The organism is Streptococcus oralis, assembly GCF_001983955.1.
Lineage (GTDB): Bacteria > Bacillota > Bacilli > Lactobacillales > Streptococcaceae > Streptococcus > Streptococcus jiangnanensis.
This window is the reverse complement of record NZ_CP019562.1, coordinates 233,072-255,853: the sequence shown is the minus strand read 5'-3', so window position 1 is coordinate 255,853 and position 22,782 is coordinate 233,072. Positions and strand designations below refer to the sequence as shown.

Below are 22,782 nucleotides of genomic sequence, written 5' to 3'. Positions count from 1 at the left end.
TAAATTGACATTAGGCAATATTTTTTCTATAATAAGCACTAACTACTGTGGATAGAAATCCATTCACTCGATGAAGGGAGAAAACTTTCAAATGAAACCAGAAGAACAACGAGTTTTAGGAATCTTAGCAACCATTTTTGGAGCCATCGCACTTTTAGGGTCCTGGATTCCATTTATTAACTATCTATCATTTTTCATCGCCATCGTCGCATTTATCTTGGGGATTATCGGCCTTATCGTCAACCTCAAAAAACGAAAAACAATGGCCATTATCGGAACATCCCTGGCAGTTGCCTCTGTTGTACTTTTCTTTACGACTCAGGTACTGTACGCTAATGTCTACAAAGAGTTTGTCAAGGAGTTTAACCGTTCCTACAGCGAGGCGAGTGCCTCAATGGAACGCGAAGAAGAAAGCGACTTGACAGATGATAGCGCCTATTCCATCCCTGAGGAGGAAGAAGACGACACCTTCACCTGGACCCAAGAACAGTTCGACGCCTTAATCGAAGGTGACCTTGACAACAAAGGAAAAGGTGGTACCAACTACAAGGATATTATCAAAAAACACGGACTACCAGACTCCGAATTTGACTCCACTATCGGAGGTTATAATACGAGAAAAATCACCTATATCTCCATTGGAGACAAGATCAAGACCGTTACCTTAACTTTTGCAAAAGATGACAATGGGCAACTCTTGCTCGTCCAAAAACATGCAGTCGGTCTAGGTCTAGAAAAAAGCAAGAAACAAAACGATTCTGAAACCAGAGTTTAAGTTCAAATATCAAAAAAACGAACAGCTAGTAAAACTGTTCGTTTTTCTATTAGAATCCGTCTACGTTTGTGTAGATCTTTTGTACATCTTCGTCGTCCTCAAGAACGCTGTAAAGTTTTTCAAAGGTTTCAAGATCTTCACCTGACAATTCCACTTCAGACTGAGGAATCATTTCCAATTCAGTCACTTGGAATTCTTCGATACCAGACTCACGAAGGGCAACGATAGCCTTGTGAAGGTCTGTTGGAGCTGTATAAACCGTGATTGTTCCTTCTTCTGCTTCTACATCGTCCACATCCACATCTGCTTCGAGCAATTGCTCAAAGACTGCATCAGCGTCCTCACCTGCAAATACGATCACACCCTTGTTGTCGAAGAGGTATGAAACTGAACCTGAAGCACCCATGTTTCCGCCGTTTTTCCCAAAGGCAGCACGGACATTGGCTGCGGTACGGTTGACGTTTGACGTCAAGGTGTCCACGATCAACATGGATCCATTTGGTCCAAATCCTTCGTAACGTCCTTCTGTAAAGGTTTCGTCTGTGTTTCCTTTTGCTTTATCAATCGCTTTATCGATAACGTGTTTTGGCACTTGGGCTTGTTTAGCACGGTCGATAACGAATTTTAAAGCAGTGTTTGATTCTGGGTCTGGATCCCCTTTTTTAGCTGCTACATAGATTTCTACACCAAATTTTGCATATACTTTAGAGTTAGCTCCATCTTTAGCCGTTTTCTTGGCTACGATATTGGCCCATTTACGTCCCATTAGGAATCTCCTTTTTTCACATTTTAATCTTTCTTATTATAACACAAGTCCATCTGATTTTCACTAGAGGAAATGGATTTTCTTTCGTAAATCCAGCTAGGATTGTTCCCTAGCTGCCAAGATTTCCTTACCTTCTTTTATCAAGGGGTGACGGAAAAGAGAGAAGTAAAGTTGGATAGTCATGGCAACCCAGATAAGAGGTTCACAGAGGATGACTCCCCTATAGCCTGCCCAAGGGATAATCAAGACCACAAAAACGATTTTGCCGATTAGTTCGATAAAACTAGATACCAGAGGCAGGATTTTTTGGCCCAAGCCCTGCAAGCAATTGCGATAAATCAACAAGAGACTCAAAATCGGATAAAAAACTGAACTGATCTGCAAGTAGAGGCTACCATTTTCAATCAAGTAACCATCCGTTGAACTGGCCAAGAAGGAAATCAAGGTCGGACTAGCAAAAAAGAGAAAGATACAGACAAAGCCTGCCCAGGACATGCTCAGGCGACTGCCGATTCGAAGACCTTGAACAATGCGGTCTGGCCGCTTAGCACCGAGATTCTGAGAGGCAAAGGTCGTCATGGCAGAAGAAACAGCCGTCATCGGAAGCAAAGCAAAGGCCATAATGCGGCGCGCCGCTGTTTGCGCACTTATAATCACGGCTCCAAAAGTATTGACAGAAGACTGTAAAATCACACTACCGATAGACACAATCGAACTCATCAAGCCCATAGCCAAACCTTGCTCCAAGAGATCCGCGTACAAGCTCTTGTTCCATTTGAAATGCTTAAACTGTGGCAAGAGTTCTGGAACGCTCTTGCGGATATAATAAAAGCAAAGAACCGCTGATAACCCTTGTGAGATAATGGTAGCAAGTCCCGCAGATTGAACTCCCAGTTGCAGTTGCGTAATAAAATACAAATCTAGGACCACATTAACCAAAGCAGAAAAAATCAGGAAGCCAAGAGCCGCGAGACTGTCTCCAATAGACCGCAAGAGCCCTGCAAAGAGATTATAGGCAAAGCTGACGCCTACACAGGTCACAATCATAGAAATATATTGATAGGATTGGGGAAGGATTTCTGCAGGGGTATCTAAATATTGCAAGAGTGGATATAGACCGACAAAACCCATCAGCATAACTATAATACTTAGAAGTCCTCCTAAAATCCAGGTTGCAGCAACCGCTTCCTTGATTTTGGTGAAATTACGAGCCCCATAATAGCGGGCAATGACGATCCCCATGCCATTTCCAACACCAAGCGTAAAGCCTATAATCAAGTCAAAAATGGCCGTTGTTGCTCCTACTGCTGCCAAGGATTCTTGGCCAAGAAATCGCCCAACAATCAAGACGTCAGCTGTATTATAAAGCTGTTGAAAGATATTAGACAGCAAGATGGGAAAGGCAAAGCTTAAAAGCGAAGGAAGGATTGGGCCATTGACCAAATCCACTTTTCTTTTCTTATTCATAAACCTATTATATCAGCTTTCTAGAGGAGCGACAAGGATTGCTTGAAATCAATTGCCTACCGAGAGACAATTTGCTATAATCAAGAAAAGGAGGTCATTTATGAGTTTGACCAGTCAATTAATAACCGATGCATTTCCGCATCTTGAAAAAGTTGAAAAATTAAATACTGAAGCCTTCCCCGAAGAGGAACGCGTGCCTTTATCCGAATTTTTACGCTACCAGAACCGAGATGACGCCCACTTCTTTGCCTTTTATAACCAAGAAGAGTTTGTTGGTTTTGCTTTTGCCATCTCCAATCAAAAAGCCTTTTATATCAGCTTTTTTGCCATCATGCCCCACCTGAGAAGCCATGGGTACGGAAAGGAAATTATCGAAAAGCTGATTGAGTTTTACCAGCGAACCATGTTGCTTGAAGTCGAGCGATTAGATGAAGAATGCGATAACTTGGAGCAAAGGAAGGCTAGAATGGACTTCTATCGACAAAATAGCTTTAAAACAGCCAACGCTTTCCTTGAGTACGATGGTTTGAGTTTTGAAATCCTCTATCGTGGCGATCACTTTGACGAAGAAGCCTATCGTGACATCTTCCAGAAGTTGCAAGATGAACATTACTTTGACTTTCATATCGAATACAGACGCTTTAGTGATCATTAGTTCGTTTGAGTTAGATAAAAAAGTAGCAGATTTTCTGCTACTTTTATTTTTATTCTTCAATTTCAATTCCAAGATCATCGCCAAGGTCAAGTGTTACTTCTTGGTTAGAAGTCGCCTCCGCTACTGGACTATGATCAGAAGCTTCTTCATCTTCAATCAAGCCATATTGAACACGGACTTGGTGGTCAATGGCATCAAAAATTTCCGGATGATCTGCCAAGTATTTCTTAGCATTTTCAGATCCTTGTCCGATTTTTTCACCCTTGTAAGAGTACCATGCTCCCGCTTTTTGGATAATATCGAGATCACTTGCGATCTTCAAGAGCTCACCAGTCTTAGAAATCCCTTCTCCGTACATGATTTCAACAAAGGCTTCCTTAAATGGTGGAGCTACCTTGTTTTTCACGACCTTGATCTTAGTTTCCTTACCGACATTGGTATCTTTTTGGTCACCAGTTCCCTTGATTTGCGTGCTTCCACGAACATCCAAACGGACTGAAGCGTAGAATTTCAAAGCACGTCCACCAGGAGTTGTTTCAGGATTTCCAAACATGACCCCAACTTTTTCACGCAATTGGTTGATAAAGATAGCAATTGTTTTGGTCTTATTGATTGAAGCACCAAGTTTACGCATGGCCTGACTCATCATACGAGCCTGCAAACCAACGTGGCTGTCTCCAATGTCCCCATCGATTTCTGCACGAGGCACAAGGGCCGCAACTGAGTCGATAACGACTAGGTCAACTGCACCTGAGTCAATCAATTTCCCTGCAATTTCAAGACCTTGCTCACCTGAGTCTGGTTGTGATAAGAGCAATTCGTCAATATTCACACCAAGGGCTGCTGCATAGGCTGGATCAAGGGCATGTTCCGCGTCGATAAAGGCAGCGATACCGCCTTCTTTTTGAGCTTGCGCAACAGCGTGAAGGGCAACTGTTGTTTTACCAGATGATTCTGGTCCATAGATTTCGATGATACGTCCCTTAGGATAACCACCTGAACCAAGAGCAATGTCTAGAGCCAAGGAGCCTGAGCTCATCACTTGAACTTTTTGCTCTGCACGCTCCCCCAAACGCATGATTGAGCCTTTACCGAAATCTTTCTCAATCAATTTAAGCGCATCGTTCAAGGCTTTTTCACGATCAGCTCCAAATTTTTTTCCGATTTCATCTAATTTTTTTGTTGGTTTTTTCGCCATTTTGTTCTCCTATATTCTACTGGTCCTTAGACCTATCTTTTATTATACCAAAATTTAGTCACTTAATAAAGCCTTGCGAACTAGGTTAAAGGCATGCATTACCGCAATATGACGAACATCTGCACGGCTCCGTCCTGCGATATTCGCCTTGATAACTTCTGTTCCTTTTGCATGTGCCAAGCCGATAAAGACGGTTCCAGCTGGATGCCCCTCTATGCTATCTGGTCCTGCCACACCCGTCAAACTAACTCCGTAGTCAGACTGAGTCTTGAACCGTGCCTGCTCTGCCATTTTTCGAGCGGTAAACTCTGAAACGACCCCGTGTTCTTTCAGTTCTTGCTCGGAAATATCCAGCATCTTGGACTTTTCCTCTAGGCTGTAGGTGACAAACCCTCCATTAAAGACAGCTGAAACACCTGAAAAGTCTGCTAAAGTAGCCTGAAAGAGGCCTGCCGTCAAACTCTCTGCTGCAGTAATGCTTTTCTGTCTCTTCTTAAGTTCTTCTACAACGACACTTGCTAGGCTGGTTTCTTCTCCATATCCATAACAGATATCTCTCAGTGAATGTCCCTCGAAAGTCTGGCGATTCAAAATTTGGTTCTCCAAGATGTCCAAGGCTTGATCAGCCTTTTCTTGACTGACTGCTTTTGTAGACAAGCGCAAGGTCACCTCTCCCGTTTTGGCATAAGGAGCCAAGGTCGGATCCGTTTGCTGGTCAATCAAGTCCGCCAAAATAGTCACCAACTGGCTCTCCCCAATCCCAAAGAAACGAAGCACTCGTGAATAGAGCTTAGCACCAGTCATTAACTTGGGTAAGAGTTGGTTTAAGACCATGGGTTTCAATTCATTAGGTGGTCCTGGGAGGACCACGTAGGTCACACCATCCACTTCTGACACCCCTCCTACTGCTAAGCCTGTCTCATTTGGCAATGGAGTTGCCCCTTCCACAATTTGGGCTTGGCGCTCATTATTCGGTGTACGAGCATAGTCAGGTCTATGAGCAAAGAAAATATCCAATTTCTCTTGTGCTTGAGGATCAAACACTAGATTTTTTCCCAAAAATTTTGCCAACGTTTGTTTGGTCAAATCATCCTCAGTTGGTCCCAAGCCTCCTGTCAAAATGACTAAACTGCTACGCAAACTCGCAATCTCAAGCAAGGACAAAAGACGAGCTTCATTATCCCCAACAGCTGTTTGGAAGTAGACGTCTACCCCGATTTCGGCTAGTTTCTCTGATAAAAACTGAGCATTGGTATTGACAATCTGCCCTGTCAAAATTTCCGTTCCTACAGCAATAATTTCTGCTTTCATTTTTCCTCCTACCTATCTATTCGGATTCTTTTTGAAAAAATCGCAGGAAGTTTCCTACGATTTAATCTTTTTTATTCTGTTTCTTCGCTTGAAGCACTAGTACTTGATGAAGGTGCAGGTCGACCAAATGCCGTCTCGTAAAGAACAACATTGGTTTCCAACTCAGTCACTTCCTCTTTACCTAGTGAACGACGTAAAAGATTTTGCATTTCGAGCATATGTTCTGAGGTAACGATTTGATAAGAAATCCCCTGCAACTCAGCATCTTCCCCACGCAATTGATGCGTTTCAATATTCTTGAAGGAATCTTGATAGCCGAGCAATTGTGGAATGCTCTTGGCTGAAAGATCGACGTTGGTCTGCATATTGTTGCTCAAAGCTTTGAGAATGCCTTGATAGTGGCTCACACTGTTTAGGCTCAAAACCTTCTCAACGATCTTTTGAATAACTTCCCGTTGACGTTTTTGACGACCATAGTCTCCTTCTGGGTCTTGGTAACGCATCCGTGAATACACCAGGGCTTCCTCACCATTCAAGGTTTGTTCTCCAACACCAATGGAAATCTTATTAAACTCTTCTTGGTCAGCAATCGAAATCGGGAAACCAAGTGTATTGTTGACGGTGATTCCCCCAACTGCATCCACTAATTGTTGAAGACCTTGCATATTGACCATGACATAGCGGTCTATATGGATATTCATCATCTTTTGAATAGTAGAAATCGCCAGTTCCGCACCGCCATTGGCATAGGCAGCATTGAGTTTGGCTTCCTGAACTTGGCCGTCTCCAAGGTCAATCTTGGTTAAAATATCCCGTTCCAAACTCATCATAGTGGTTTTCTTGGTCTTCGGATTAACGGTCAGGAGAATCATGGAATCACTATTCCCCACCCATGGATCTGTACGTTCCACATTTCCCGTATCTACCCCCATCAAGAGGATGGTCAGAGGCTCAGTCGCCTCGATAACATTGGTTTCTTCACCAATCTTTTTATAAGTCTTTTCACTCAAGGTTGCTGTTCCTTGTTGGAAAATGGTGTAACCATAAACCGCTACACCTACAACTGTTACTGCTAGAAAGGCTAGCACCATTCCAATTAATTTTTTGATCATCTCGTTATTCATCTATCAGTCTGCCCATAAGGCAAACATCTAAAAATGTCCCTTCTGCTAAATAGGCTCCTCTTTCTTGCAAGCCTTCTGTGATAAATCCCATTTTTGAATAGAGGTGGATAGCGGCCTCATTTCGTTTTTGCACACTAAGTTGTAAGCGACGCAAAACAGCACTGGCTTTAGCCCACTCAATACCTTCTTCTAGAAGTATGGTAGCCAAACCTTGGTTCCAAAATTTCTTTTGAATCGCCAAAAAAACATCTCCAATATGCCGAACCCTTACACGCTGATCAGCAGTGATATTCAAAACACCTGCAATCTCATTATTCAGTAAGGCGAGAAGAGTAATTTGATTTTCTGAAGAAGCTTGTTTTTCGATAAAAAGAGCCATTTCAGACGCAGTCATCCCTATGCCATGTTCATCCAAGCTAGTGTAGTCTGTCTCTCGACCGACTTGATTTAAAAATGCAACCAAAGCTGAAGCATCTTGGATCTCAGCCTCACGAATACACAACTCATACTCCATCTTGAAGCTCCTTGATGAGTTGTTCAGCCCGAGAACCATGAGCTATAAATTGAAGGCAACGGCCATCGGCTTCTTTCAAAATTTCCAACTCCAAGTAGGAATCTGGTAAATCCTCACCCAAAAGATGCCCCCACTCGATAACAGTCACACCACCACCAAAGAGAAACTCATCCAAGTCAATAGAATCAGCATCACCTTCGATACGGTAGACATCCAAGTGGTAAAGTGGCAAACGCCCTTCGTACTCTCTGACAATGGTATAGGTCGGACTTTTAATCATCTGACGGATATCCAAGCCCTTGGCAAGGCCCTTTGTAAAGGTTGTTTTACCCGCACCCAACTCTCCAGTCAAGATTAGAACATCGTCTTTTTGGAGTAAATGGCCTAATCTTTCTCCGAGAGCTAGAAGCTCTTCTTCATTTTTTGTGTGCATGCTACTATTATACCAAAAAGTTTTCTTTTGTGTGAATTTTCTTTATGGACTTACTATAACAATTTTGAAAAATTCTTCTCTACTTAAAAGAATACAACTATTGAAAAAACAAACAGGATATCCCGAATCAGGTGCCCATAAAAGGAGATTTCCCTTTGAATACATTTTGGAAAAAGGAAACGTGCGCATAGAAAACCAACACTGACATAAAGGAGAATCGAGGAAATCACTAAGGGATTCCTCAAGAAAACCATCGTAGCTAGAACGGAAATGACGACTGTTTTCTTTTTATTTAGGTGATTTTCTATATCGCGAAAAATTTTATCAAAAGGTAAGAAAATCAATAGATCTACTCCTAGCAAGAAAAAGAAGGAGGGTAAAAAGAGGTCAACCAATTCTTGTTGCAATTTGCTAGTAGTTTGGATGCTTTCTGAGAGAACCAGACAGGTTGCCAAAAGATTGACTACTAAAAGGAGGCAATAAACCAGACTCACTTTCTTTTGAACATGTAAAATACTGTGCCTAGACTGGTCTGCTGTATGGAAATAATTTATCCCAGCACAAAGAACAGAAAATCCTACTATCAAAATCAAAAAATAAGCATTGGTCTGTTTTAAAGATAAAAAGGTTTCTTTCCATAATAGACAACTAGAAAAACTAATCTGGACGACTGCAATCAACAACAATAGGCGAATTGATTTTACCATTTCTTTTCCCTCCCTATATGGGATTATACCTTGTGAGGAGTTTGAAATGATCGTTACCGCCTCAAGTGTCCTTTTTTTGTGCTCAACTGACCAAAAAACAGCTCTGTTGTGCACAGAACTGTTCTTTTACCAGTCTAATCCTTAAACCAGAGAGCAATTTCACGTTTTGCAGAAGCTTCCGAATCGGATCCATGAACTACATTTTGAATGGCTTGATTGTCTCCTGCAGCCTTGGCAAAATCTCCTCGGATAGTTCCTGGCAGAGCTTCTTCTGGTCGAGTAGCACCCATCATACTACGCCAGGTTTCAATCACTTTCGGACCTGATAGAATGCCCACCACTACTGGTCCTGAAGTCATAAACTGACGGATAGGAGGGTAAAAACTTTTTCCAACCAAGTCTTGATAGTGTTGGTCAATCAAATCTTTTGAAACTTTTGAAAGCAACTCTAATTTTTCGATTTTGAAACCTCGTTGCTCCATTCTTTGCAGAATTTCGCCAACCAGCCCTCTTTTCACACCATCTGGCTTAATGATAAAGAATGTTTGTTCCATACGGACACCTCCTTGGCATTTTAGTTCTTCTATTCTACCATACTTTATGAAAAAGTGGGAAAATTTTCTGAAATAAAGCAAAGAGAACCCAAAGGTTCTCTTGTTTGCTTTTATTCTACTGTTTCTTCAACTTGGATTTCCACAACTTCCTCTACAGGAGCAAGTTCTGCCTCTTCTTGTTCTGGAGCCAGATATTCTGCTTCATTGATAGCTTGTGGTTCAAGGTTCCGGTAGCGAGCCATACCAGTACCAGCTGGGATGATCTTACCGATGATAACATTTTCCTTGAGTCCAAGGAGATGATCTTTCTTACCACGGATGGCTGCATCTGTAAGGACACGAGTTGTTTCCTGGAAGGAAGCCGCTGACAAGAAACTATTGGTTTCAAGTGAGGCTTTGGTGATTCCCATAAGAACTGGGCGACCAGTCGCTGGAACTCCACCTGCGATAAGAACATCCTTGTTGGCATCTGTAAAGTCGTTGATGTCCATGAGAGTACCCATAAGAAGATCTGTGTCACCTGGATCCATGACACGAACTTTACGGATCATTTGACGAACCATTACCTCGATGTGTTTGTCACCGATTTCTACCCCTTGGCTACGGTAAACTTTTTGTACTTCACCAAGAAGGTAAGTTTCAACTGACAAGACATCACGAACAGCAAGGAGACGTTTTGGTTGGATAGAACCTTCTGTCAATGCTGCACCGCGAGAGACTTGGTCTCCAACTTCGACACGCATACGGGCTGTAAATGGAACCACGTACTCACCTTCGCCAGTTTCACCCTTAACAAAGACTTTCTTGGTACGAGTTGACGCGTCTTCTTCGATAGCTGTAACTTGTCCTTTGACCTCTGTGATGACCGCTTCCCCTTTCGGATTGCGGGCTTCAAAGATTTCTTGGACACGAGGAAGACCCTGAGTGATATCGGTATTTGAGGCAACCCCACCCGTGTGGAAGGTACGCATTGTAAGCTGTGTACCAGGTTCCCCGATAGATTGGGCAGCGATTGTACCAACTGCTTCACCAACTTCAACCGCATCACCAGTCGCCAAGTTGATACCGTAACAGTGACGGCAGACACCATGACGAGTGTTACATGTAAATACGGAACGGATAGTCACTTCTTCCACACCAGCATTGACAATTTCACGCGCCTTGTCTTCTGTAATCAACTCATTTGGACCAATGATCACTGCGCCAGTTTCTGGGTGTTTAACAGTTTTCTTAGTATAACGACCATTGAGACGTTCTTCGAGTGACTCGATCATCTCTTTTCCTTCTGCGATAGAACGAATCAAGAGACCACGGTCTGTTCCACAGTCGTCCTCACGGATGATAACGTCTTGGGCAACGTCAACCAAACGACGAGTCAAGTAACCTGAGTCGGCTGTCTTAAGGGCCGTATCGGTCATACCCTTACGGGCACCGTGAGTTGAGAAGAACATTTCGAGTACTGACAAACCTTCGCGGAAGTTTGAAAGGATTGGCAATTCCATGATACGTCCGTTCGGAGCGGCCATCAGACCACGCATACCGGCAAGCTGTGAGAAGTTTGAGATGTTACCACGGGCTCCAGAGTCCATCATCATAACGATTGGGTTCTTAGGATCTTGGTTGGCAACCAAACGTTTTTCCAATTTTTCACGGGCTGCACGCCATTCAGCTGTAACAGCGTTGTAGCGCTCGTCGTCTGTGATCATACCACGACGGAATTGTTTGGTGATTTGTTCTACACGTTTGTGTGATTCTTCGATGATTTCAGCCTTGTCTTCAACGACTGGGATATCGGCAATACCCACTGTCAAACCTGCAAGAGTTGAGTGGTGGTAACCGAGGTTCTTCATGCGGTCAAGTAGGGCAGAAGTTTCTGTCGTACGGAAACGTTTGAAGATTTCAGCGATGATATTCCCAAGATTTTTCTTCTTGAATGGAGGGTTGAGTTCAAGATTGCTGATAGCTTCCTTGATATCTCCACCTAGTGGCAAGAAGTATTTAGCTGGAACACCTTCTGTTAAGTTAGCATTTGTTGGTTCTTGCAAGTAAGGCAGACCCTCTGGCATGATGTCGTTGAAGAGGATTTTACCAACTGTTGTCAGCAAGACCTTGTGTTTTTGCTCTTCTGTCCATGGTTTGTTGAGGCTATCTGTCGCGATACCAACACGTGAATGGAGGTGAACATAACCATTGCGGTAAGCCATAACCGCTTCGTCACGGTCTTTGAAGACCATTCCTTCACCTTCACGACCAGCTTCTTCCATGGTCAAGTAGTAGTTACCCAAAACCATGTCCTGAGAAGGAGTAACAACTGGTTTACCATCTTTCGGATTCAAGATATGCTCAGCAGCCAACATCAAGATACGAGCTTCTGCTTGAGCTTCTTCTGAAAGCGGTACGTGGATGGCCATTTGGTCCCCGTCAAAGTCGGCATTGTAGGCTTCACAGACAAGCGGGTGCAAGCGAAGGGCCTTACCATCAATCAAGACTGGCTCGAAAGCTTGGATACCCAAACGGTGAAGGGTCGGTGCGCGGTTCAAAAGAACTGGGTGTTCTTTGATTACTTCTTCAAGAATATCCCAGATACGTTCATCTCCACGTTCCACCAAGCGTTTAGCCGCTTTGACGTTCTGCACGATGTCACGAGCAACGATTTCACGCATCACAAATGGTTTAAAGAGCTCGATGGCCATTTCACGTGGCACACCACATTGGTACATCTTAAGAGTTGGACCAACGGCGATAACGGAACGTCCTGAGAAGTCAACACGTTTACCGAGCAAGTTTTGACGGAAGCGTCCTTGTTTCCCTTTAAGCATGTGGCTCAATGATTTCAGTGGACGGCTACCTGGTCCTGTGATTGGACGACCACGACGACCGTTGTCAATCAAAGCGTCAACCGCTTCTTGAAGCATACGCTTCTCATTTTGAACGATGATACCTGGTGCATTCAACTCAAGCAAACGAGCCAAACGGTTGTTACGGTTGATAACACGGCGGTAAAGGTCGTTCAAGTCAGATGAGGCAAAACGGCCACCATCCAACTGCAACATTGGACGAAGATCTGGTGGAATAACCGGAAGGATGTTGAGAATCATCCATTCAGGTTTGTTCCCAGACTTGTAAAAGGCATCCAAAACATCCAAACGACGGATAGCTTTGACACGTTTTTGTCCAGTAGCTGTTTTCAACTCTTCTTTGAGTTCAGCAATTTCTTTTTCAAGATCTACTTGTTTCAAGAGGTCTTGGATGGCTTCGGCACCCATCTTGGCAACGAATGATCCATAACCATACTCACGCAAGCGTTCACGGTATTCACGCTCTGTCATGATTGACTTGTGCTCAAGCGGTGTATCCTTAGGATCAATGACCACGTAAGCCGCAAAGTAGATAACTTCCTCGAGGGCACGAGGGCTCATATCAAGGGTCAAGCCCATACGGCTTGGAATCCCCTTGAAGTACCAGATGTGAGATACAGGAGCTTTCAACTCGATGTGTCCCATACGCTCACGACGAACTTTCGTACGCGTTACTTCAACCCCACAGCGGTCACAAACAATCCCTCTGTAACGAATGCGTTTGTACTTACCACAAGCACATTCCCAGTCTTTTGTAGGACCAAAGATGACTTCATCAAAGAGTCCTTCACGTTCTGGTTTCAACGTACGGTAATTGATTGTTTCAGGTTTTTTGACTTCTCCATAAGACCATGAACGGACTTTGCTTGGAGAAGCTAGGGTGATTTGCATACTTTTAAAACGATTTACATCAACCACTATTTCTTCCCTTTCTATTCTAAGTGAACTGCTTATTCTTGTTCAGCAGCTTCTTCTGTTGCTTCCGCTTTTGTTGCTTTCTCAGCTTCTTCAGCTTCAAAGGCTGCTTTCGCCTCTTGGGCTGCTTTTTCGCGGGCTTTTTCAAGGTCATCTACGTGGATGACATCTTCGTCCATTCCTTCATCCAAGTCGCGAAGTTCCACTTCTTGGTCATCTTCATCAAGGACACGCATGTCAAGACCAAGAGATTGCAATTCTTTCACAAGAACTCGGAAGGATTCTGGAACACCTGGTTTTGGAATTGGTTTTCCTTTTGTAATGGCTTCATAAGCTTTCAAACGTCCGTTGATATCGTCAGACTTGTAGGTCAAGATTTCTTGAAGGACATTTGACGCACCGTAGGCTTCAAGAGCCCAAACCTCCATCTCACCGAAACGTTGTCCACCAAACTGAGCTTTACCTCCGAGTGGTTGTTGGGTAACGGTTGAGTATGGTCCGACTGAACGAGCGTGCAATTTATCATCAACCATGTGGTGGAGTTTGATCATGTACATAACACCAACTGATACACGGTTGTCAAATGGCTCACCAGTACGTCCATCGTAAAGGATTGTCTTAGCATCGCTGTCCATACCTGCTTCTTTAACAGTTGACCAAAGGTCTTCCGAACTTGCTCCGTCAAAGACTGGTGTTGCGATGTGGATACCAAGAGTACGGGCTGCCATACCAAGGTGGAGTTCCATAACCTGACCGATATTCATACGTGATGGCACCCCAAGTGGGTTCAACATGATATCGACTGGAGTTCCGTCTGGAAGGTAAGGCATGTCTTCTACAGGAACGATACGAGAGACAACCCCTTTGTTTCCGTGACGTCCGGCCATCTTATCTCCGACCTTGATCTTACGTTTTTGAGCGATGTAGACGCGAACCAGCATGTTAACACCTGATTGCAACTCATCACCATTTGCACGTGTAAAGATCTTAACATCACGAACGACACCATCGGCACCGTGAGGTACACGAAGAGAAGTGTCACGCACTTCACGAGACTTATCTCCGAAGATAGCGTGCAAGAGACGTTCTTCAGCTGAAAGGTCTTTCTCACCCTTAGGTGTGACTTTACCTACAAGGATATCTCCTTCTTTAACCTCAGCACCGATACGGATAATACCCATTTCGTCAAGGTCTTTAAGAGCATCTTCCCCAACGTTTGGAATTTCACGAGTAATTTCTTCAGGCCCAAGCTTTGTATCGCGCGTTTCTGATTCATATTCTTCGAGGTGGACAGATGTGTAGACATCGTCTTTGACCAAGCGTTCGCTCATGATAACGGCATCCTCGAAGTTGTAACCTTCCCATGTCATGTAGGCAACGATTGGGTTTTGTCCAAGCGCCATTTCCCCTTTTTCCATAGAAGGTCCGTCAGCGATAAAGTCGCCTTTTTCGACGACATCGCCAACTTTAACAAGCGTGCGTTGGTTGTAAGCAGTACCTGAGTTTGAACGACGGAATTTTTGGATGTGGTAAACGTCCAATGAACCATCTTCGCGGCGTACTTCTACCTTGTCAGCATCTGCGTATGTAACTTTACCATCATACTGAGCAATAACAGCAGCACCAGAGTCATGAGCTGCTTGGTATTCCATACCAGTACCAACGTAAGGTGCTTTTGGATCAATCAAAGGCACAGCCTGACGTTGCATGTTGGCACCCATGAGAGCACGGTTGGAGTCATCGTTTTCCAAGAAAGGAATACATGCAGTCGCAACGGCAACTACCTGTTTTGGTGACACGTCCATGTAGTCAACCACTTCTGCTGGATATTCTTGGTTGACCCCTTGGTGACGTCCCATGACAACTTTCTCAGCAAAAGTACCGTCCTCGTTAAGACGAGAGTTAGCCTGCGCTACAGTAAATTCATCTTCTTCATCGGCTGTCAACCAAACGATTTCATTGGTCACAACACCTGTTTCACGGTCAACCTTACGGTATGGTGTTTGAACAAATCCATACTTATTCAAGTGCCCGTAAGATGACAAGTTATTAATCAAACCGATGTTAGGTCCTTCAGGTGTCTCGATTGGACACATACGACCATAGTGAGTGTAGTGCACGTCACGAACTTCATATCCAGCACGGTCACGAGTCAAACCACCAGGTCCCAAGGCTGACAAACGGCGTTTGTGAGACAACTCAGAAAGCGGGTTGTGTTGGTCCATGAACTGTGACAACTGTGATGAACCAAAGAATTCTTTAACCGCAGCTGTTACAGGACGGATGTTGATGATTTGTTGTGGTGTTAAAACTTCATTGTCCTGAACAGACATACGTTCACGGACATTACGTTCCATACGAGAAAGTCCAAGACGTACTTGGTTAGCAAGCAATTCACCAACCGCACGAATACGACGGTTTCCAAGGTGGTCGATATCATCCACACGTCCGATACCTTCAGCCAAGTTGAGGAAGTAGCTCATCTCTGCAAGGATATCCGCAGGAGTTACAACACGAACCTTGTCGTCTGGATTGGCATTTCCGATGATGGTTACAACACGGTCTGGGTCTGTTGGGGCAACAACCTTGAATTTTTGAAGCACAACTGGTTCTGTCAGAACAGCTGCATCGTTTGGAATATAAACAATCTTGTTCAAGTCGCCATCCAAGTGACTCTCGATACTTTCAATCACGCTACGAGTCATAACGGTACCAGCTTCTACCAAGATTTCACCAGTTTCAGGGTCTACCAATGGCTCCGCAATGGTTTGGTTGAGCAAGCGTGTTTTAACATTGAGTTTTTTATTGATCTTGTAACGACCAACTGCTGCCAAGTCATAGCGACGTGGGTCAAAGAAACGAGCTACAAGCAAGCTACGTGAGCTTTCAGCAGTCTTGGGCTCACCTGGACGAAGGCGTTCGTAGATTTCTTTCAAAGCTTCGTCTGTACGAGAGTCCATTGGATTCTTGTGAATATCTTTTTCAACGGTGTTGCGAACCAATTCGCTATCACCAAAGATATCAAAGATTTCGTCATCACCTGAGAAACCAAGCGCACGAACCAAGGTCGTAAATGGAATCTTACGAGTACGGTCGATACGAGTATAAGCGATGTCTTTTGAGTCGCTTTCAAGTTCCAACCAAGCTCCACGGTTAGGGATAACAGTAGAACCGTAGCCAACTTTACCGTTCTTGTCTACTTTGTCATTAAAGTAAACACCCGGAGAACGGACCAACTGAGAAACGATAATACGTTCACCACCATTGATGATGAAAGTACCCATTTCGGTCATGATTGGGAAATCACCAAAGAAGACTTCTTGGGTCTTGATTTCGCCTGTTTCTTTATTGATCAAGCGGAAGGTCACAAAAATTGGTGCTGAGTAGCTAGCATCGTGGATACGAGCTTCTTCTAGCGTGTATTTTGGTTCCTTGATTTCATAGCCAACAAATTCCAACTCCATTGTGTCTGTGAAGTTTGAAATTGGCAATACATCTTCAAATACTTCCTTCAGACCGTGATCTAGGAAATCTTTGAATGAATCCGTTTGAATTTCAATCAAATTTGGTAAGTCAAGAACTTCTTTGATTCTTGAAAAACTACGACGGGTACGATGTTTCCCGTATTGAACGTCATGTCCTGCCAAGATGATTCTCCTTTGTAAATAAATTCCAAGCCTTGTCAATCAGGCTTTTCTAATCGTCATATGGTTGTAAAACCCCTATCACCGTGTCCCTTTGATGAATTTTCAGAATCTTTAAATCTTTGTTACAAGAACTCAAAAACCTGAAAAAAAGCACAAAAAGAGCAGCTAAATCTGACTTTTTCAGAAGATTTAACTGCTGTGAGCCCTGTCTGGACAATATTTCAGACAAAACCTACGACAAATGATTACTCATATTATACCTTATTGGCCAAGATTTTTCAAGGTTTTTTTACCATTTTTCAAACAATCTTTTCCTATATATTATTTTAAAATTTCAAGAGAATGAAGCATTATATTTTCTCTTAAAAGTTAGGAAAACGCTTGCACTAATGTTTACCTCGTGCTATACTGATAGGGAACAACTACACAAGGAGAATTGTGATGAAAAAGATCCCATCTCAAACTGAGAAAAAAATGATTTACGGTATCCGTTCCTTGAAGAACGGAACTGGTTCTGTCCTTATTGGTGCCAGCATTATCCTGCTTTCTGCTGCAATGCCAACTATTTCGGCTAACGAAAACCTGCCTCAAACTCAGGAAAATACCAGCGCTGTGACCAAGGCCCCTACTGATACTGAAACGAGTCAAACTCAAACGGAAACGCCTATTTCTGAACAAAAGAATGCAAACGCTTCCCTTGATTCTAAAAAAGAAGCTCCAGCTAGGGAAACTACTACAGCGCCAGAAACACCCAAAACAGAAGATGCTACTACAAGCCAGGCTAACAGCAAGGAAGAGAAAGTAGATAACAGCACTGCAACGCCAACTTCAGAACAAAAACCACAAGCTGACACATCCTCTGAAGAACCCATCGCAGACAACCACTTCCGCATCCATGTAAAAAAACTCCCTGAAGAAAACAAAGATTCTCAAGGTCTTTGGACTTGGGACGATGTTGAAAAGCCGTCTGAAAACTGGCCCAATGGAGCCAAGTCCTTCAAGGATGCCAAGCAAGATGACTACGGCTATTACCTAGATGTCAAACTCAAAAATGAGCAAGCCAAGAAAGTCAGCTTCCTCATCAACAATACCAAGGGGGATAACCTGACAGGGGACCGTTCTGTAGAGCGCCTCTCTCCAAAAATGAATGAGGCCTGGCTAGATGAAAACTACAAGGTACACAACTACCGCCCTCAACCAGCAGGAACTGTCCGTGTCAACTATTACCGCACAGATGGCAACTATGACAAAAAATCTCTTTGGTATTGGGGCGATGTCAAAAACCCAAGCAGTGGAGAATGGCCTGACGGTACTGACTTTACCGCAACTGGAAAATATGGACGCTACATTGATATCCCACTCAATGAAGCTGCAAGAGAATTTGGATTTTTATTACTAGACGAAAGCAAGAAAGGCGATGATGTGAAAATCAGAAAAGAAGATTATAAATTCACTGATCTAAAAAATCACAGTCAGATTTTCCTCAAAGATGATGACGAAACCATCTACACCAACCCCTACTATGTACACGATATCCGCATGACTGGTGCCCAACACGTGGCTAAATCTCGTATCGAAAGCAGTTTTTCTACCCTCGTTGGAGCTAAGAAAGACGATATCCTCAAACACTCCAGCATCACTGATTACCAAGGGAATAAAGTAACTATCACAGACGTGGAAGTGGATGAGGCAGGTAAAAAAGTGACCTACATCGGCAACTTCTCTGACACCCAACACCCGTACACTGTCAGCTACAATTCAGACCGCTTTACCACACGTTCAAGCTGGCGCCTCAAGGATGAGTCCTACAGTTACGATGGTCCACTCGGCGCAACTCTAAAAGAAGATGGCAAGCGTGTTGACCTCACCCTCTGGTCTCCAAGTGCTGATAAGGTTTCCGTTGTTATCTATGACAAGAAAGATCCTGAAAAAGTAGTTGGAACTGTCGCCCTTGAAAAAGGAGAAAAAGGAACCTGGAAACAAACTCTGGATGCAAACTCTGGTCTCGGTATCAGCAACTACACTGGCTACTACTACCACTACCAAATCGAGCGCCAAGGTAAAACTGTCCTCGTTCTTGACCCTTATGCCAAATCATTAGCGGCTTGGAACAGTGACCTAGCAAAAACAGATGCCGCTCATAAGGTCGCTAAAGCTGCCTTTGTCGATCCAGCGAAGTTAGGTCCGCAAGACTTGACCTATGGAAAGATTCGTAACTTCAAATCACGTGAAGATGCCGTTATCTATGAAGCTCATGTACGTGACTTCACTTCGGATCCTGCCATCGCAAAAGACTTGACCAAGCCATTTGGTACCTTTGAAGCCTTTATCGAAAAACTGGACTATCTCAAAGACTTGGGTGTGACCCACATCCAGCTTCTTCCAGTCTTGTCTTACTACTTTGTCAATGAATTGAAAAACCATGAACGTTTGTCTGCCTACGCTTCAAGCAACAGCAACTACAACTGGGGATATGACCCTCAAAACTACTTCTCCTTGACTGGTATGTACTCAAGCGATCCTAAGGATCCAGAAAAACGTATCGCAGAATTCAAAAATCTCATCAACGAAATCCACAAACGTGGCATGGGGGCTATCCTGGACGTGGTCTACAACCATACTGCAAATGTTGATATTTTTGAAGATATTGAGCCAAACTACTATCACTTTATGGATGCAGACGGAACTCCACGTACTAGCTTCGGAGGCGGCCGTTTGGGAACTACCCACTACATGTCTAAACGTGTCTTGGTAGACTCCATCAAGTATCTGGTTGAAACCTACAAAGTAGATGGTTTCCGCTTTGATATGATGGGTGACCACGATGCGGCTTCAATCGAAGAAGCTTACAAGGCTGCACGCGCCCTCAATCCAAATCTTATCATGCTAGGTGAAGGCTGGAGAACCTATACTGGTGATGAAAATACGCCTGTACAACCTGCTGACCAAGATTGGATGAAGAAAACAGATACTGTCGCTGTCTTTTCAGACGACATCCGTAACAACCTCAAGTCTGGCTATCCAAACGAAGGTCAACCTGCCTTTATCACAGGTGGCAAACGCGATATCAATACCATCTTTAAAAATCTGATTGCCCAACCAACTAACTTTGAGGCTGACAATCCTGGAGATGTTATCCAGTATATCGCAGCCCATGATAACTTGACCCTCTTTGACATCATTGCCCAGTCTATCAAAAAAGATCCAAGCAAGGCTGAGAACTATGCTGAAATCCATCGTCGTTTGCGACTTGGAAACCTCATGGTCTTGACCGCTCAAGGAACTCCCTTTATCCACTCTGGTCAGGAATATGGACGTACCAAACAATTCCTTGATCCAGCCTATAAGACTCCTGTTCCTGAAGATAAGGTTCCAAACAAGTCTCACTTGTTGCGCGACAAGGACGGCAAGCCATTTGTCTATCCTTACTTTATCCATGACTCTTACGACTCTAGTGATGCTGTCAACAAGTTTGATTGGACCAAAGCTACAGATGGCAAAGCTTATCCTGAAAATGTCAAGAGCCGTAACTACATGAAAGGATTGATCGCCCTTCGTCAATCGACAGATGCCTTCCGACTCAAGAGTCTGCAAGACATCAAAGAGCGCGTCCACCTCATTACTGTCCCAGGCCAAAACGGTGTTGAAAAAGAAGACGTGGTCATCGGCTACCAAATCACTGCTCCAAATGGAGATATCTACGCAGTCTTTGTCAATGCAGATGATAAGGCTCGTGAATTTACTCTAGGAACTGCTTTTGCTCACTTGAGAAAGGCTGAAGTCCTCGCAGATGAAAATCAAGCCGGACCAGTAGGAATCGCTAAACCTCAAGGCCTCGAATGGACTGAAAAAGGCTTAAAATTGAACGCTCTCACTGCTGTCGTTCTCCGCTTATCTCAAGGTGGTGCCATTGTCGCTCCAGCTGTGGAAGAAAAACCAGAATTTGATCTTTCTAGCTTGGAAGTTGAATCAGAACAAGACCAAGCCCAAAACCTAGTAGCAAATCCTGACTCTCAAGAAACTGCTACAGAGACTCTTTCTCAGAAGGTCCTTCCAAACACAGGTACTGAGAACAAATCCCTTCTTGCCCTTGCTGGATTCAGCATCCTTGCCCTTCTCGGACTTGGATGGTTGATAAAAAACAAGAAAGAGAACTGATACTCAATGAAAATCAAAGAGTAAACTAGAAAGCTAGCCACAGGCTGCTCAAAGTACAGCTTTGAGGTTGTAGATAAGGCGAAGCTGACCTAGTTTGAAGAGATTTTCGAAGAGTATAACCTAGCCCTCCTATAGAGAAAACACCCCATGGTCAGAAGAATCTTCTAGTCATGGGGTGTTGTTTTTATGATATACTTAGCTATCAAATCATATATTCTACACTATAGGTGGCATCTGATAAGATACGAGCCAGGAACTGCTTGGTTCGTTCTTCTTGTGGACGACTAAAGAAATCGTGGGGATTGTTCTCCTCTACGATACGGCCTCCATCCATGAAAACAACGTGGTTAGCGACATCCCTAGCAAATCCCATTTCATGCGTGACGACCACCATGGTCACACCTTCTCCCGCCAACTGTTTCAGAACATCCAAAACATCTCCAACTAACTCAGGGTCTAGTGCCGATGTTGGTTCATCTAGCAAAATGACCTCGGGCTTGACGGCAATGGCACGCGCAATTCCTATTCGTTGTTGTTGTCCTCCAGATAGTTGTGAAGGGTAGTAGTCTTTGTAGGCTAGTAAACCAACTTTTTCCAAGGCAGATTCTGCACGTTTGAGCGCTTCTTCCTTGGGAACTTTACGAGCGACGATTAGACCTTCTAGAATATTTTCCAGAGCAGTTTTATTTGCAAAAAGATTGTAGTGTTGGAAAACAAAGGCTGTTTTTTGGCGAATTTCTAGAATGTCTTTCTTGCTTAATTTGGCCAAGTCATAAGTTTTTCCAGCCAAGGTCAAACGGCCACTGTCAGCTTTTTCTAAGTGGTTGAGACAACGGAGAAAGGTCGTTTTCCCCGAACCTGATGGTCCTAAGATAACGACGACATCCCCTTGGTTAACCTGAAGATTGACATCCTCCAGCACCTGCCTCTCTCCAAATGTTTTTGCGATATGTTCTACTTGTAACATCCTGTCCTCCTATACAAAACGCGCGCTAGATGCTTTTGCACTTTTTTCTTTTTTCACATAGCCTTTTTCCAATAGGGAGAAGCCCCACTGAATCAAACCACAGATCAAAATATACTGCAAAAAGATCACAAAATAAGACTCAAAATACTGGTAACCGTAGGACGCTTCTACACGAGCAATAGCGGTGATGTCCTTGATGGTCATGACAAAGACCAGGGAGGTCCCTTTGACGATATTGATCACCAGATTGGCTAAGTTAGGCAAGGCTGAGCGCAAGGCTTGAGGAAAAACAATCCTTAGATAGGCCTGGGGCGTAGTCAAGCCAATCGCATGCGCTGCCTCTAGTTGTCCCTTGTCCACCGTCAAGATAGCTGAACGCAAAATCTCCGACAAACTCCCGACTGTCATCAAACTATAAATGATAAAGGCATAATAGAGAGGATCAAGTTTGAAAATATCAAAGTCACTTCCTATGCTTTTGAGAAATTGATTCAGCAGGCTTGGAAACAAACTATAAAAGAAGAGAATCAATAAAATCGGAGGAGTCGCTCGGATAAACGCCAGATAGACCAAGGAAAAACTCCTAACCCCTCGAACCTTGTAAATCTGCCCCAAGGCTAAAAATAGAGCCGGTAAAAAACTTAAGACCATAGCCACAATCATGATAATCAAGGTGATTGGCACACCCTTCAAGGTCTCCAGAAAGGTCTTTACAATATAGTCTATATCCATT

The 22,782-nt window shown here is 43.7% G+C and carries 16 protein-coding genes; 3 read left to right on the top strand and 13 right to left on the bottom strand.

Features of this window, described 5'->3' with window-relative positions; all coding sequences use genetic code 11:
* The first annotated feature begins 70 nt into the window (after positions 1–70).
* Entirely contained in the window at positions 71–775 is a 705-nt protein-coding gene (locus tag BWR56_RS01300) for a CD20-like domain-containing protein (protein ID WP_076984298.1), read from the top strand.
* Positions 776–824: 49 nt separating this feature from the next.
* Here the strand turns inward: BWR56_RS01300 and BWR56_RS01295 are convergent, their stop codons facing one another.
* Both BWR56_RS01295 and BWR56_RS01290 read right to left on the bottom strand, forming a co-directional pair.
* The gene (locus tag BWR56_RS01295; RefSeq protein ID WP_000532894.1) at positions 825–1,541 is read right to left on the bottom strand and encodes a YebC/PmpR family DNA-binding transcriptional regulator; all 717 of its coding nucleotides are present in this window, start codon (positions 1,539–1,541) and stop codon (positions 825–827) included.
* A 96-nt stretch (positions 1,542–1,637) separates the two neighbouring features.
* Entirely contained in the window at positions 1,638–3,008 is a 1,371-nt protein-coding gene (locus BWR56_RS01290) for an MATE family efflux transporter (protein WP_049505413.1), read from the bottom strand.
* A gap of 100 nt (positions 3,009–3,108) precedes the next feature.
* Between BWR56_RS01290 and BWR56_RS01285 the strand changes: the two genes are divergently transcribed.
* Positions 3,109–3,663: a GNAT family N-acetyltransferase gene (locus BWR56_RS01285; protein ID WP_049505414.1), complete on the top strand. Its 555-nt coding sequence runs from the start codon at positions 3,109–3,111 to the stop codon at positions 3,661–3,663.
* Positions 3,664–3,712: 49 nt separating this feature from the next.
* On the opposite strand, the gene recA is transcribed toward BWR56_RS01285, so the two are convergent.
* The 9 genes from recA to rpoB form a co-directional block, all read right to left on the bottom strand.
* Positions 3,713–4,861 carry a recombinase RecA gene (recA, locus tag BWR56_RS01280; RefSeq protein ID WP_001085515.1) on the bottom strand — a complete coding sequence of 383 codons (1,149 nt, stop codon included), beginning with the start codon at positions 4,859–4,861 and terminating at the stop codon, positions 3,713–3,715.
* A 54-nt stretch (positions 4,862–4,915) separates the two neighbouring features.
* On the bottom strand, positions 4,916–6,172 hold the full coding sequence (locus BWR56_RS01275; protein ID WP_049505415.1) for a competence/damage-inducible protein A: 1,257 nt from the start codon (positions 6,170–6,172) through the stop codon (positions 4,916–4,918).
* A gap of 71 nt (positions 6,173–6,243) precedes the next feature.
* Positions 6,244–7,284, bottom strand: a complete 1,041-nt coding sequence (lytR, locus tag BWR56_RS01270) for a glycopolymer--peptidoglycan transferase LytR (RefSeq protein WP_049505416.1) — start codon at positions 7,282–7,284, stop codon at positions 6,244–6,246.
* Between the two features lie 4 nt (positions 7,285–7,288).
* Positions 7,289–7,810, bottom strand: a complete 522-nt coding sequence (locus BWR56_RS01265; RefSeq protein ID WP_049505417.1) for a GNAT family N-acetyltransferase — start codon at positions 7,808–7,810, stop codon at positions 7,289–7,291.
* On the bottom strand, positions 7,800–8,243 hold the full coding sequence (tsaE, locus tag BWR56_RS01260; RefSeq protein WP_049505418.1) for a tRNA (adenosine(37)-N6)-threonylcarbamoyltransferase complex ATPase subunit type 1 TsaE: 444 nt from the start codon (positions 8,241–8,243) through the stop codon (positions 7,800–7,802). The genes BWR56_RS01265 and tsaE overlap by 11 nt, the downstream gene beginning before the upstream one ends.
* Positions 8,244–8,326: 83 nt before the next feature.
* Positions 8,327–8,950, bottom strand: a complete 624-nt coding sequence (locus BWR56_RS01255; RefSeq protein ID WP_076984885.1) for a hypothetical protein — start codon at positions 8,948–8,950, stop codon at positions 8,327–8,329.
* 134 nt (positions 8,951–9,084) lie between these two features.
* The gene (gene ndk / locus BWR56_RS01250; protein WP_076984297.1) at positions 9,085–9,504 is read right to left on the bottom strand and encodes a nucleoside-diphosphate kinase; all 420 of its coding nucleotides are present in this window, start codon (positions 9,502–9,504) and stop codon (positions 9,085–9,087) included.
* Between the two features lie 110 nt (positions 9,505–9,614).
* The gene (gene rpoC, locus BWR56_RS01245; protein WP_000228753.1) at positions 9,615–13,280 is read right to left on the bottom strand and encodes a DNA-directed RNA polymerase subunit beta'; all 3,666 of its coding nucleotides are present in this window, start codon (positions 13,278–13,280) and stop codon (positions 9,615–9,617) included.
* A gap of 32 nt (positions 13,281–13,312) precedes the next feature.
* Complete coding sequence (gene rpoB, locus BWR56_RS01240; RefSeq protein WP_049505421.1) at positions 13,313–16,924, bottom strand: DNA-directed RNA polymerase subunit beta; 3,612 nt, start codon at positions 16,922–16,924, stop codon at positions 13,313–13,315.
* Positions 16,925–17,365: 441 nt separating this feature from the next.
* Here rpoB and BWR56_RS01235 point away from each other — a divergent pair, with 441 nt between their 5' ends.
* Positions 17,366–21,082, top strand: coding sequence for a pullulanase (locus BWR56_RS01235; protein WP_049505422.1), 3,717 nt, complete (start codon positions 17,366–17,368; stop codon positions 21,080–21,082).
* A gap of 202 nt (positions 21,083–21,284) precedes the next feature.
* Here BWR56_RS01235 and BWR56_RS01225 read toward each other — a convergent pair whose 3' ends face one another.
* The gene (locus tag BWR56_RS01225) at positions 21,285–22,049 is read right to left on the bottom strand and encodes an amino acid ABC transporter ATP-binding protein (protein WP_049505423.1); all 765 of its coding nucleotides are present in this window, start codon (positions 22,047–22,049) and stop codon (positions 21,285–21,287) included.
* A 9-nt stretch (positions 22,050–22,058) separates the two neighbouring features.
* A complete protein-coding gene (locus tag BWR56_RS01220; protein WP_000350561.1) occupies positions 22,059–22,781 on the bottom strand; it encodes an amino acid ABC transporter permease in 723 nt (240 codons plus the stop codon).
* Position 22,782: the final 1 nt, after the last annotated feature.

Bases quoted from the DNA above. Each gene is read 5' to 3' on its own strand.
- BWR56_RS01235 (WP_049505422.1), top strand. From the start codon at position 17,366: ATGAAAAAGATCCCATCTCAAACTGAGAAAAAAATGATTTACGGTATC.
- BWR56_RS01285 (WP_049505414.1), top strand. From the start codon at position 3,109: ATGAGTTTGACCAGTCAATTAATAACCGATGCATTTCCGCATCTTGAA.
- BWR56_RS01290 (WP_049505413.1), bottom strand. From the start codon at position 3,008: ATGAATAAGAAAAGAAAAGTGGATTTGGTCAATGGCCCAATCCTTCCT.
- BWR56_RS01275 (WP_049505415.1), bottom strand. From the start codon at position 6,172: ATGAAAGCAGAAATTATTGCTGTAGGAACGGAAATTTTGACAGGGCAG.
- ndk (WP_076984297.1), bottom strand. From the start codon at position 9,504: ATGGAACAAACATTCTTTATCATTAAGCCAGATGGTGTGAAAAGAGGG.
- BWR56_RS01220 (WP_000350561.1), bottom strand. From the start codon at position 22,781: ATGGATATAGACTATATTGTAAAGACCTTTCTGGAGACCTTGAAGGGT.
- recA (WP_001085515.1), bottom strand. From the start codon at position 4,861: ATGGCGAAAAAACCAACAAAAAAATTAGATGAAATCGGAAAAAAATTT.
- tsaE (WP_049505418.1), bottom strand. From the start codon at position 8,243: ATGCACACAAAAAATGAAGAAGAGCTTCTAGCTCTCGGAGAAAGATTA.
- BWR56_RS01225 (WP_049505423.1), bottom strand. From the start codon at position 22,049: ATGTTACAAGTAGAACATATCGCAAAAACATTTGGAGAGAGGCAGGTG.
- lytR (WP_049505416.1), bottom strand. From the start codon at position 7,284: ATGATCAAAAAATTAATTGGAATGGTGCTAGCCTTTCTAGCAGTAACA.
- BWR56_RS01295 (WP_000532894.1), bottom strand. From the start codon at position 1,541: ATGGGACGTAAATGGGCCAATATCGTAGCCAAGAAAACGGCTAAAGAT.
- BWR56_RS01265 (WP_049505417.1), bottom strand. From the start codon at position 7,810: ATGGAGTATGAGTTGTGTATTCGTGAGGCTGAGATCCAAGATGCTTCA.
- BWR56_RS01255 (WP_076984885.1), bottom strand. From the start codon at position 8,950: ATGGTAAAATCAATTCGCCTATTGTTGTTGATTGCAGTCGTCCAGATT.
- BWR56_RS01300 (WP_076984298.1), top strand. From the start codon at position 71: ATGAAGGGAGAAAACTTTCAAATGAAACCAGAAGAACAACGAGTTTTA.